Raw genomic sequence first — 11,738 nt, forward strand, 5'->3', positions numbered from 1 at the left:
GTGTGCGGCGAAGGCGCCCTCCGAAGTGGCCCGCGGTGGTGCGCCGGCCCTGTGCGGGCCGCGGGCAGCCGCCTACCCGGCCGGTGTGTAGTCGTAGATCGACGGCACACCCATCCCGGACTGCGGCTCTGCCTTCACGTCCTTGCCGGACACGAGCAGGAACGACGACCGGTAGAAGGGGACGAACCAGCCCTGCTGGACGAGATGCCTGTTCAGGGCGCGCGCCGCCGTGCCGGCCTGCGGGCCGCCCGCCTCAATGCGCGGAAGCAGTTGCCTGACGGTCGCATCGGTGGAGCCGAACAGATTGAACGTGCCCGGTGCCACCAGGTCCTGGACGGTGACCCAGTCGATCGGCGACTGGCCGATGTTCATGACCATGGCGGAGTAGGCCCGGTCCTTGTAGATCCTCTGGACGGCGCTGTTGCCGTCGAGCTGGTCCCAGACCACCTTGATCTTCACTGCCTTGAGATCCGTCTCGATCGATGATGCGAGAGCGTCGTTGACGATGGCGGAGATCCTCGGCAGCTTCAGGGTGAACCCCTTGGCGTAGCCCGCCTGGGCCAGCAGCTTCCTCGCCTTCGCCGGGTCGTGGTCGTAGTAGGTGTCCAGGCTCTTGTCGTACGCCTTCGTGCCCGTTCCGAAGACCTGGTCGGTGGCCTGGCCGCCGCCCCGGCGGATCTTGTCGAGCATCGTGCCGCGGTCCAGGGCGTAGTTGAGTGCCTGGCGCACCTTCACCTCCCGCAGCGCCGGGGTCCGTACGCCCGCCCGGTCGAAGAGGAGCAGCCCCTGGAAGTCGAAGGTGTGCTCGGCCGTCCGGAGCTGGGTGTCGGACTTGACGGCCTCCTGCTGGTTGGCGTCCTGGAGGACGGCGGTGTCTATCTGACCCGTCCTGAGGCCGTTGACGATGGCTGTCTCGTTGTCGAAAACGCTGATCGTCAGTGTGCGGTAAGGGAGTTGGGTGCCCCAGTAGCCCTTCCTGCGCTCGAAGACATACTTGTCCCCGACCGCTGTCCTGGCCTTGTCGAGTGTGTACGGGCCTGTACCGTCCGGATCCGTCTTGAGGGTGCCGCCCGCCAGCTTCGCCGGGCTCGCCATCAGCCCGGCCGCGTCGCTCAGATAGAAGAGCATCGCGGGGTCCGGGGCCGAAAGCCGGAGCGTCACATGTGTGGCGTCCCGCACCTCGACTGCCTGCAGGGCGCCGAGATCCTTGGCCGCACCACCGCCGCCCTTCTTGAAGTGCTCCATGTTGGCCTTGACGGCCTGCGCGTCGAACGCGCTCCCGTCGGTGAACTTCACCCCTTGGCGCAGGGTCAGCGACAGCCGCGTCCGGTCCTTGTCGTACGACCACTTGGTGGCCAGCATCGGCCGGAAGCTGCCGTCCGGGGCCCGCTTGAGCAGAGTGTCGTAGACCGCCTGGAAGTACGGCAGCGCACTGCCGAGCGCGTCGGCCGGATCGAGGCTCTGAGCGCTCGTCAGGGTGGCGATGTCGAGTTCAGCGGACCCGCCTCCGGCGGAACCGCCGCCTCCCCCGCAGCCCGCGAGTACCAAGGACGCCACAGTGGCGCAGGCCGTCAAAGCCCCGGTTCGGGCGGAATACCTCATCATGTTCTCTCCGTCTGGGTGGCCGGGAACAGGGGTGTCCCGGCGGAACGACAGGGGGCAGCCGGACAGCACGCCCAGCCGAAAGAGCTCGACCATTTCGAAAACCATATTGTGATCGGTTTCTAGGCGTCAATGCGCCAACCGGAGAAGTCGGAACCGGAAGGCGGTCCGGCCGCACCCCCCTCCCCGGGCCCCAGGGAGGGGCGACCCGAGCCGCCACGCAACTCTTGACGAGCAAAAACAGTGCACCGTATGGTTTTTGAGTACGGGTACGAGCACCCCTGCAGAGCCGGCCGCCCGGCCGGGGCCGGACGCCGTGAAGGAGCACCACTCATGTCAGGCAAGCGGCCGAACTTCGTCTTCTTCATCCCGGACCAGCTGCGCGCCGACGCGGTCGGCGCCTTCGGGAACCCACACATCAGCACCCCGCATCTGGACGCCCTGGCCGCCCGCGGCACCCGCTTCGACAACGCCTACGTGCAGCACCCCGTCTGCTCGCCCAGCCGGGCGTCGTTCCTGACCGGGTGGTACCCGCACACCCAGGGGCACCGGACCCTGACCCATCTGCTCAAGCCGTGGGAACCCAATCTGCCGCGCTGCCTCAAGGAGGCCGGCTACCACGTCGCATGGCCGGGGATGCGGGGCGACACGTTCGCGCCCGGCGCCACCGAACTCAGCGTCGACGAGTACGGGTTCGGGGTCCCGCCGACAGTGTTCGGTGGCCCCGCCGCTCCCGGCGGCTGGCCGGGCGGTGAGGAGCGGGCGCGCCTCCACTACCGCGGCCGGCTGCCGGACGACAGCGAGCGCGTCAGCGCCGACGAAGCCACCATCCGTACCGCGGTGCGCTGGCTCGAACAGCCCCCGCAGGGGCCGTGGGCGCTGTTCGTGCCGCTGATCGCGCCGCACTGCCCGTTCGAGGTCGAGGAGCCGTGGTTCTCCCTGTACGACCGCGCCGCGCTGCCCGCCCCCGCCCCGTCCGCCGGTGCCGAAGGCCCCGAACCCGCCTATATGCAGGCCATCAGGGAAACCTTCGGGATCGAGGACACCACGCCGGAGATGTGGCGCGAGGTGAAGGCCACGTACTACGGGATGATCTCCCGGATGGACGAGCAGTTCGGGCGGCTGATGGCGGCGGTCGACGGCAGCGGAGCGGGCAACAGCACCGTCACGCTGTTCTTCGCCGACCACGGTGAATACCTGGGCGACTACGGCCTGGTCGAGAAGTGGCCGTCGGCCCTCCACCCGTCCATCACCCGCGACCCGCTCGTCATCGCCGGCGCGGGGCTGCCCGGGGGCGGGCACACCGACGCGATGGTGGAACTCATCGATGTGCTGCCGACCGTCCTGGAAATGGCCGGTGTGGAGGCGCCGCACCGCCATTTCGGACGCAGTCTGGTGCCCCTCATCCATGACACCGGCAGGGAGCACCGTGAGTACGCCTTCACCGAGGGCGGCTTCTCCGCGGCGGAGGAACCGCAGTTCGAGCGGGCCGGATTCCCCTACGACCTGAAGGCAGCACTCCAACACGAGCGCCCCGAACTCGTCGGCCGGGCCGTGGCGGTACGAGACCGGGAGTGGACGTATGTGTGGCGGCTGTACGAACCGGCCGAGCTGTACCACCGGTCGACCGACCCCGACGAACGGATCAGCGTGGCGGGCAGTCCAGCCCACACGGACGTCGAACAGCGCATGAACCAGGCCCTGTTGAGCTGGCTGGCCGATACGGCGGACGTCATCCCGGCCGACGAGGACCCCCGCTACCCCAGCGTCGACTTGCCGGTGCCCGCGGGCCGGGCCGGCCCAGACGGAACCGTGGAGCGCGCCTCACAGCAGCTCGCCCGCGCACTGGCCCGCTGGAAGGCATCCGACGGAGACCAGCAGAGGTGAACCCGCGACGGCGGGGCCACCCCGCGCGGGCGCCCCAGGTCGGGGCCGACGCGATCCGCCGCACCGGGCCGGCCCAGCCGGCGTGCCGGACACGCAGCATGTTCCGCGCGTACTGGAATCTCGTGTCGAACAGTGGCGGATCATGTCGGGCATGGTGCGTCGGCATGAGCTCTTAGCCGCGGTACGTCTCCAGCAGCCGCAGCCACACCTCGCTGATCGTCGGATACGCCGGGACCGCGTGCCACAGCCGGTCGATCGGCACCTCCCCCGCGATCGCGACGGATGCCGAGTGCAGCAGCTCGCTGACCCCGGGGCCCACGAAAGTGGCGCCGACGAGGACCTCGCGGTCGAGGTCGACGACCATACGGGCCCGGCCCCGGTAGCCATCGGCGTAAAGACCGGCTCCCGCGACGCCCGCCATGTCGTAGTCCACCGCCCTGACCCGGTATCCGGCGCTCTCCGCCTCGGCGAGGGTGAGACCGGCGGATGCCGCCTCCGGGTCCGTGAAGACCACCTGGGAGACCGCGGCGTGGTCGGCGGTCGCGGCGTGCGCGCCCCAGCGGTCGGTCTCCAGGAGCGGCACACCCTGCGCACGGGCGATGATCGCGGCGCCCGCGATCCTGGCCTGGTACTTGCCCTGGTGGGTCAGCAGGGCGCGGTGGTTGACGTCCCCGACGGCGTAGAGCCAGTCGGTGCCGTCGACCCGGCAGCTGTCGTCCACGGTCAGCCAGGACCCGGCGGTCAGGCCCACCGACTCCAGGCCGATGTCCTCGGTGCGCGGGGCGCGGCCGGTGGCGACGAGGATCTCGTCGGCCTCGATCCGCTCGCCGTTCTCCAGCACCACTGTCGCCGGTCCCTCGCCCCGCTCGACCGAAGCGGCAGAGGTGTGGAGCCGGATGTCCGCTCCGGCCTCCCGCAGCGCCGATGCCACCAGCTCGCCCGCGAAGGGCTCCATCCGGGGCAGCAGCCCGCCGCCGCGCACCAGCATGGTCACGCGGGAGCCGAGCGCCTGCCAGACGGTGGCCATCTCGGTGGCCACCACTCCCCCGCCGATGATCACCAGACGCGCCGGTACGGACCGGGCACTGGTCGCCTCCCGGCTGGTCCAGGGCCTGGCCCCGGCCAGCCCTGGCAGCTCGGGCACGACCGCGCGGGTTCCCGTGCACACGGCGACCACATGCCGTGCGGTCAGCTGCCGCTGCTGTCCATCGGCACCGGTGACGACGACCTTCCTCCGGCCGGTGAGGCGCCCCTGGCCGCGGTAGAGGTCCACTCCGATGCTCTCCAGCCAGTCGACCTGGCCCGTGTCCTTCCAGTGCGAGGTGTAGTCGTCCCGGTGGGCGAGCACCTCCGCGACATCGAGGGGCCCCTGCACCGCGCCGCGCAGACCGGGGACCCGCCGGGCGTCGGCGCGCGCCGTCACCGGGCGCAGCAGGGCCTTGCTCGGCATGCACGCCCAGTAGGAGCACTCACCGCCGACCAGTTCGCTCTCGACCACCGCCGCGCTCAGGCCGCCGGCGCGGGCGCGGTCCGCCACGTTCTCGCCGACCGGGCCCGCGCCGAGCACCACCACGTCGTACACCGTGTTCTCCATGCCATCGGTCATGGGAGCCAGTCTGGTACGGGGTGTGCCGTGCGGCCACATGGGCAGTCGGAATAGGACAGCGAACACCACGGTTGACGCGGGCGAACACACCGGTCAGCCACGAAAGGCGGGCACAGCATGAGCACGGTCGAGCTCACCAAGGAAAACTTCGACGATGTCGTGACCGACAACGACTTCGTCCTCATCGACTTCTGGGCTTCTTGGTGCGGACCGTGCCGTCAGTTCGCCCCGGTCTACGAGGGCGCGTCCGAGCGGCACAACGATCTTGTCTTCGCGAAGGTCGACACGGAGGCCCAGCAGGAGCTGGCCGCGGCCTTCGAGATCCGCTCCATCCCCACCCTGATGATCGTGCGGGACAACGTCGCGGTCTTCTCGCAGCCCGGCGCTCTGCCGGAAGCGGCCCTGGAGGACGTGATCGGGCAGGCGCGCGCGCTGGACATGGACGAGGTCCGCAAGTCGGTGGAGAATGCCAAGGAGGGTGAGGCGTAGCCCCTCTCGCCTCGCTCCGACAGCTTGAGTGGGCCCGGGTTCCGGCCGGAACCCGGGCCCACTGCTGCCTGCGGCTACCTGCGGCTGTCCGCGGCTCTCAGCGTTCGAGTACGAGCGCGAGCCCCTGGCCCACACCGATGCACAGGGCGGCGAGCCCGGTGCCGGAGCCGGCCGCGGCCAGCTGGTGCGCGACGGATCCCGCGAGCCGCGCCCCCGACGCGCCGAGCGGGTGGCCGATCGCGATCGCACCGCCGCGCGGGTTCACGACGGCCGGGTCGAGTTCCGGCCATTCCACCAGGCAGCCGAGGGACTGGGCGGCGAACGCCTCGTTCAGCTCGAAGGTGGTGAGGTCGGCGAACCCCTTGCCCGCCTTGGCGAGGGCCCGCCGGACCGCCTCGACCGGGCCGAGCCCGAAGAGCTGCGGCTCGACTCCGGTCACCGCGGATGCCCGGATACGGGCGAGCGGTTCCCGGCCGGTGGCGCGCAGCCCCTCGTCGTCGACCAGCAGCAGGGCGGCCGCGCCGTCGTTGAGCGGGGACGCGTTGCCCGCGGTGACGGTGCCGTCCTTGCGGAAGGCCGGCTTGAGCCGGGCGAGTGCCTCCATGCTGGAGTCGTCGCGGACGCACTCGTCACGGGTGAGGCCGGCTCCGTCGTACGGCACGACCTCCCCGTCGTAGAGGCCGGCGTCCCAGGCCGCGGCGGCCTTGCCGTGGCTGGCCAGGGCGAAGGCGTCCTGCTGTGCCCGGCTGATGCCGTGCTTGTCGGCGACGAGCTCGGCGCCCTCGCCGAGCGCGACGGTCCACTCCGCGGGCATCCGGGGGTTGGTCATCCGCCATCCGAGCGTCGTGGAGTGCAGCTGCTGATGTCCGGCCGGAAAGGCGCGTTCGGGCTTCTGCAGCACCCAGGGCGCCCGCGACATCGACTCGACGCCGCCCGCGACAGCCACCGAAGCGTCGCCCACCGCCACCGCGCGGGCCGCCTGGATGACGGCTTCGAGCCCGGAGCCGCAGAGCCGGTTGACGGTGACCCCGGGGACGGAGACCGGAAGTCCCGCCAGCAGCACGGCCATTCTGGCCACATCGCGGTTGTCCTCGCCCGCGCCGTTGGCGTCGCCGAAGTACACGTCGTCGATCCGGGACGGGTCGAGGCCGGGGGCCCGTGCCACCAGCGACCTGACGACGTGGGCCGCGAGGTCGTCGGGGCGTACCCCGGAGAGCGCCCCCGCGAATTTCCCGACCGGCGTACGGACTGCGTCGACGATGTAGACGTCGCGGATGCTCATCGGATCTCTCCCAGGCCACCAGGCCGTTCGCCAGGTGAACGATCGTTCAGGACGGCTGACGGCCCGAGTCTCTGCCCGCCCTCGCTCCCTGTCAACGCCCGCGCCCCTTCACTGCCGGGCGAGCACCTTCCACAGGCCCGGGTCCTCGAAGCCCAGTGCCCAGAGCGAGGTGTTGCGCACCCCGTATCCGCGTACCGCGGCCAGCTGCACGGCGGCGCCCCGCGCGTCCTGGTACCAGACGGTCCTGGGCTCCGCCCCGTCCCGGTAGGTGAAGTGCGGGGTGCCCGACTCCGGGTCGAGCGCATAGGGCGCGCCGACCTCGCGGCGCAGCGCGTCCGCCTGCTTCCAGGTCAGATGGCGGGCCGGGCGGCTGCCGTCGGCGGGCCAGTCCCAGCCGTAGCCGGGCAGCGCCGTCTCGATCCTGGCCGCGGGCACGAGCGCGGTCGCCCGGCGCAGGATCTCGTCGTACCAGGCCGTGCTGGAGAGCGGTCCCGGCGGGCCGCCCGACCAGTGCAGGTCGTACGCCATGATGCGCATCCGGTCGGCGGCCCGGCCGATCGCCGCGTAGTCCCAGATGCGGCCCGTGGTGGCCGTCTGCGGGGAGACGGTGACGACGCACTGCTTGCGTACGGCGTGCAGCTTCGCGCAGAGGCCGGTGACGAAGGCCGCGTACGCGGAGCGCACTGTGCGGTAGCCGGCCGTGGGGGTGGTGGTGATGGTCTCGTAGTCGAGGTCGATGCCGTCGTAGCCGTGGCCGCGCGCGAGCCGGACCAGGGCCGCGGTGTGCGCGGTGCGCAGGGCGGGTGTGGTGAGGATCCTCGCCAGCTCGCCGCGCTTCATGGTGTCCATGTCCATGACCGTGGGGATGACCTGGATCCCGGCCTTGTGCAGCCCGTTGATGATGCGTGTGTCGCCCGCTCCGGGGTGTCCTTCGATACGGTCCGCCGCCGCTGCCTTGTACCAGAAGGGGCTGACTGTGTGCAGCTGACCGGCGTGGCGCAGGGCGTCCTGGTAGCCGTTCTCCTGGTCCCAGTAGGGCAGCCAGGCCGAGGCGGTGCGCCGGCCGGCTCCGGTGTCCGGCGGCTCCTGCGGGCTCGAAGCGGCCGCGTTCGCGGGGAGGGCGGCGGCCAGGGCGCACACGAGAGCGGTCAGTGCACGGGCGGTGCGGGAGGCAAGCGCAGTGATCATGGCCAGAGAGTGACGACGATTGCCGGGTCCCGCCCTGCGGGATGGTCCGTCCAGGTTCTAACGTGACCCGGATGACGACTTATCAGGGTGACCACACCGGACATCAGGGTGCCCGCACCGACCTGCCCGGCAGCACGGGCCCGACCGCCACGACCGAGGCCGAACCGCGTGACATCGGCCCGGTCAGGACGTCGTACGCCCCCGCCCACGACGGCGATCCCGACCCCGGCGAGATCGTCTGGACCTGGGTGCCGTACGAGGAGAACGACGGCCGCGGCAAGGACCGCCCGGTCCTGGTGGTGGCGCGGGAGCAGGCGGACACCCTGCTCGCCGTACGCCTCTCCAGCAAGCCGCACGACAGGGACCGGGAGTGGCTGGCGATCGGGGCCGGGCCGTGGGACCGCGAGGGGCGTGAGTCCTGGGTCGACCTGGACCGGGTGCTGCGGGTGCACGAGGGCGGGATGCGGCGCGAGGCGTGCGCACTCGACCGGCCGCGTTTCGACGCCGTCGTCGACCGGCTCAGGGAGCGCTACGGCTGGCGGTGACCGGGCGCGGCCGATGACGGATGCGCCCCGGGTGGCCGAGCGTTGCCCGGCCGCTGCGGCCCGGCGGTGAAGGCCCGGGGAATCCCCGGACAACAGGGATTACGGCCGCCCGGGGCGCTCTTGTGCGGACCGTCGGCAGTGGCTTAGGTGGGACGGAGCGTTTTCCGGGAGGCACCGGACAACGGCCGAAGGTATCTTCGCCACGAGGAGCCGATCATGACCATGCCGCTGCTGACCGAGGTGGACGCGGAGCACCTGCTCCGATGTATCTGCTTCAAGACAGGACCGCCCCGTACGGTCGGTGTCGAGCTCGAATGGCTCGTGCACGACCTGCACCACCCCGAGTCGCCGATGTCCGAGGAACGGATCGCGCGGGCGCAGACGGTGGTACGTGCGCTGCCGCTCGTCTCGGCGCTGACCTTCGAGCCCGGCGGACAGCTGGAGCTCAGCTCGCTGCCCGCCGCATCGCTGACCGAGTGCGTCGACTCGGTGTCCACGGATCTCGCCGCTGTGCGCGGTGCGTTGCGCGGCGAGGGACTGGTGCTCACCGGTCTCGGGCAGGACCCCTGGCATCCGCCGCGCAGGCTGCTGCGCGAACCGCGGTACGACGCGATGGAGACGTATCTGGACCGGCACGGCCCGGCCGGCCGGTCCATGATGTGCGGTTCGGCCTCCATCCAGGTCTGCCTGGACGCGGGGCACGCGGAACCGGGTCCGCTGGGCTACGGCAGGCGCTGGAAGCTGGCGCATCTGCTGGGGGCGGTGCTGGTGGCCGCGTTCGCCAACTCCCCGCACCGCCAGCGCCGTACGACCGGCTGGCTCTCCACCCGGCAGTCCCAGTGGGCCGATCTCGACCCGGTGCGGTCGCTCGCGCCGTACGACGGCCCGGAGCCCAGGACCGCCTGGGCGGCGCATGTCCTGGACGCTCCGGTGATGTGCATCCGCGCCGACGCGGGCCCCTGGCCGGTGCCGGAGAACCTCTCGTTCCGGCAGTGGCTGCGTACCGGCCTGCCCAGACCGCCGACCCGGGAGGATCTGGACTACCACCTGACGACGCTGTTCCCTCCGGTGCGGCCACGCGGCCACCTCGAACTGCGCATGATCGACGCGCAGCCCGGTGAGGACGGCTGGACGGTGCCCCTGGCGGTGACCGCGGCGCTCTTCGACGACCCCGCCGCGGCCGAGACCGTGTACCGCGCCGTCAAACCCCTCGCGGAGACCGCGGGCCGGTCGCCCGCGCCGCGCAACCCGCTCTGGGAGACCGCGGCCAGGAGCGGCCTCGCCGACCCCGAGCTGCGTGCGGCCGCCGTGCTCTGCTTCGCCGCCGCACAGGAGGCGCTCCCCCGGCTCGGTGCCTCGACCGCCGTGCTGGACGCGGTCTCCGCCTTCGCCGCCCGCTATGTCGCGCGCGGCAGGTGCCCCGCCGACGATCTGCTGGATCCCGACCACGGGAAGGATCACCGCTCATGACCGCCGACCCCACAGCCGACCCCGCCGCTGTGCGTCGCAGCGCGCTCGACGCCCTCACCGCGGCCCGCAGCCGTACCAGCGCGCTCACGGACTGCGTCGAGGACAGTGAACTCATCGCGCAGCACTCGCCGTTGATGTCCCCGCTCGTCTGGGATCTGGCACATATCTCCAACCAGGAGGAGCAGTGGCTCCTGCGGGCCGTCGCCGGCCGTGAGGCGATACGCCCCGAGATCGACTCGGTCTACGACGCCTTCGAGCACCCGAGGGCCACCCGCCCCTCGCTGCCGCTGCTGCAGCCCGCCGAGGCACGGCGCTACGCGTCGGATGTACGGGGCAGGGTCATCGACGTACTGGAGAGCGCCCCGCTGCACGGGCGGCCGCTGGTCGACGCCGGGTTCGCCTTCGGGATGATCGCCCAGCACGAGCAGCAGCACGACGAGACGATGCTCATCACCCATCAGCTGCGCAGCGGCCCCACCGCACTGACCGCTCCCGCGCCACCGCACACGGACCGCGCCGGCCTGCCGGACGAAGTCCTCGTCCCCGGTGGCCCGTTCACCATGGGCACGTCGGACGAGCCGTGGGCGCTGGACAACGAACGTCCCGCGCACCAGCGGCTCGTACCGGCTTTCCGTATCGACACCGCCCCGGTGACCAACGGCGCGTTCCTGCGTTTCATCGAGGACGGCGGATACCGCGACGAGCGCTGGTGGCAGGAGAAGGGCTGGGACCTGGTCCGCGGCCATGAGCTGGCCGCGCCGCTGTTCTGGCACCGGGAGGGCGGCCAGTGGCTGCGCCGCCGCTTCGGCGCCGTGCAGCCGGTGGCGCTCGACGAGCCGGTGCTCCACGTCAGCTGGTACGAGGCGGACGCCTATGCCCGCTGGGCGGGGCGGCGGCTGCCGTCCGAGGAGGAGTGGGAGAAGGCCGCGCGCCACGACCCGGCGACCGGCCGTTCCTACCGCTACCCCTGGGGCGACCAGGACCCCACCCCGGAGCGGGCCAACCTGGGCCAGCGCCATCTCGGCCCCGCCCCGGCCGGCAGCTATCCGGAGGGTCAATCCCCCCTGGGTGTAAGGCAGTTGATCGGCGATGTGTGGGAGTGGACGTCCAGCGACTTCCTGCCCTACCCGGGCTTCGCCGCCTTCCCCTACCGCGAGTACTCGGAAGTGTTCTTCGGCCCGGACCACAAGGTGCTGCGGGGCGGCGCGTTCTCCGTGGGCGAGGTGGCCTGCCGGGCGACCTTCCGTAACTGGGACCTGCCGGTGCGCCGTCAGATCTTCTCCGGTTTCCGGACCGCGAGGGATGCCTGATGTGCCGTCATATCGCCTACCTGGGAACGCCGGAGCCGCTCGGCGAGGTTCTGGTGCGGCCCCGGCACTCGCTGGTCCGCCAGTCGTGGGAGCCGCGCAGACAGCGCCACGGGACGGTCAACGCCGACGGGTTCGGGGTCGGCTGGTACGCCGATGACGACCCGGTGCCCGCACGTTACCGGCGTACCGGCCCCATCTGGGCCGACCTCTCCTTCACCGATCTCGCCCGGGTCGTACGCAGCGGGGCGGCGCTGGCTGCGGTCCGCGACGCCACCGAGGCGGGCGCCGACGGCGAGGCGGCGGCGGCGCCGTTCGCCGCAGGGCCCTGGCTGTTCAGCCACAACGGCGCGCTCACCGGC

9 protein-coding genes and 1 pseudogene are annotated in these 11,738 nt (G+C 71.6%); 6 read left to right on the forward strand and 4 right to left on the reverse strand.

Annotated features, from left to right (window positions below; translation table 11 throughout):
• Nucleotides 1-72: 72 nt before the first annotated feature.
• Complete coding sequence (locus tag G3I19_RS06920) at nt 73-1,605, reverse strand: ABC transporter substrate-binding protein (protein WP_239074023.1); 1,533 nt, start codon at nt 1,603-1,605, stop codon at nt 73-75.
• Between the two features lie 330 nt (nt 1,606-1,935).
• On the opposite strand from G3I19_RS06920, the gene G3I19_RS06925 reads away from it, so the two are divergent.
• A complete protein-coding gene (locus G3I19_RS06925; RefSeq protein WP_164260598.1) occupies nt 1,936-3,489 on the forward strand; it encodes a sulfatase-like hydrolase/transferase in 1,554 nt (517 codons plus the stop codon).
• 172 nt (nt 3,490-3,661) lie between these two features.
• Here the strand turns inward: G3I19_RS06925 and G3I19_RS06930 are convergent, their stop codons facing one another.
• Nucleotides 3,662-5,095: an NAD(P)/FAD-dependent oxidoreductase gene (locus G3I19_RS06930; RefSeq protein ID WP_239074024.1), complete on the reverse strand. Its 1,434-nt coding sequence runs from the start codon at nt 5,093-5,095 to the stop codon at nt 3,662-3,664.
• 117 nt (nt 5,096-5,212) lie between these two features.
• Between G3I19_RS06930 and trxA the strand changes: the two genes are divergently transcribed.
• A complete protein-coding gene (trxA, locus tag G3I19_RS06935) occupies nt 5,213-5,584 on the forward strand; it encodes a thioredoxin (protein ID WP_164260600.1) in 372 nt (123 codons plus the stop codon).
• 97 nt (nt 5,585-5,681) lie between these two features.
• Here the strand turns inward: trxA and G3I19_RS06940 are convergent, their stop codons facing one another.
• Nucleotides 5,682-6,866, reverse strand: coding sequence for a thiolase family protein (locus tag G3I19_RS06940; RefSeq protein ID WP_164260602.1), 1,185 nt, complete (start codon nt 6,864-6,866; stop codon nt 5,682-5,684).
• A 108-nt stretch (nt 6,867-6,974) separates the two neighbouring features.
• Nucleotides 6,975-8,054 carry a glycosyl hydrolase family 18 protein gene (locus tag G3I19_RS06945; protein WP_164260603.1) on the reverse strand — a complete coding sequence of 360 codons (1,080 nt, stop codon included), beginning with the start codon at nt 8,052-8,054 and terminating at the stop codon, nt 6,975-6,977.
• 71 nt (nt 8,055-8,125) lie between these two features.
• Here G3I19_RS06945 and G3I19_RS06950 point away from each other — a divergent pair, with 71 nt between their 5' ends.
• The 4 genes and pseudogenes from G3I19_RS06950 to G3I19_RS06965 form a co-directional block, all read left to right on the forward strand.
• Entirely contained in the window at nt 8,126-8,599 is a 474-nt protein-coding gene (locus G3I19_RS06950) for a type II toxin-antitoxin system PemK/MazF family toxin (RefSeq protein ID WP_164260605.1), read from the forward strand.
• Between the two features lie 216 nt (nt 8,600-8,815).
• Nucleotides 8,816-10,069 carry an ergothioneine biosynthesis glutamate--cysteine ligase EgtA gene (gene egtA, locus G3I19_RS06955; RefSeq protein WP_164260607.1) on the forward strand — a complete coding sequence of 418 codons (1,254 nt, stop codon included), beginning with the start codon at nt 8,816-8,818 and terminating at the stop codon, nt 10,067-10,069.
• Entirely contained in the window at nt 10,066-11,379 is a 1,314-nt protein-coding gene (gene egtB / locus G3I19_RS06960; RefSeq protein ID WP_164260609.1) for an ergothioneine biosynthesis protein EgtB, read from the forward strand. Before egtA ends, egtB begins: the two co-directional genes overlap by 4 nt.
• Nucleotides 11,379-11,738: pseudogene (locus tag G3I19_RS06965) on the forward strand (class II glutamine amidotransferase); the annotation flags it as partial. The gene egtB and the pseudogene G3I19_RS06965, both read left to right, overlap by 1 nt.

The organism is Streptomyces sp. SID10853, assembly GCF_010548145.1.
Classification (GTDB): Bacteria; Actinomycetota; Actinomycetes; order Streptomycetales; family Streptomycetaceae; genus Streptomyces.

Coding starts and splice junctions, on each gene's coding strand:
- trxA (WP_164260600.1), top strand. CDS start 5,213: ATGAGCACGGTCGAGCTCACCAAGGAAAACTTCGACGATGTCGTGACC.
- G3I19_RS06940 (WP_164260602.1), bottom strand. CDS start 6,866: ATGAGCATCCGCGACGTCTACATCGTCGACGCAGTCCGTACGCCGGTC.
- G3I19_RS06945 (WP_164260603.1), bottom strand. CDS start 8,054: ATGATCACTGCGCTTGCCTCCCGCACCGCCCGTGCACTGACCGCTCTC.
- G3I19_RS06950 (WP_164260605.1), top strand. CDS start 8,126: ATGACGACTTATCAGGGTGACCACACCGGACATCAGGGTGCCCGCACC.
- G3I19_RS06930 (WP_239074024.1), bottom strand. CDS start 5,095: ATGACCGATGGCATGGAGAACACGGTGTACGACGTGGTGGTGCTCGGC.
- G3I19_RS06925 (WP_164260598.1), top strand. CDS start 1,936: ATGTCAGGCAAGCGGCCGAACTTCGTCTTCTTCATCCCGGACCAGCTG.
- egtB (WP_164260609.1), top strand. CDS start 10,066: ATGACCGCCGACCCCACAGCCGACCCCGCCGCTGTGCGTCGCAGCGCG.
- egtA (WP_164260607.1), top strand. CDS start 8,816: ATGACCATGCCGCTGCTGACCGAGGTGGACGCGGAGCACCTGCTCCGA.
- G3I19_RS06920 (WP_239074023.1), bottom strand. CDS start 1,605: ATGATGAGGTATTCCGCCCGAACCGGGGCTTTGACGGCCTGCGCCACT.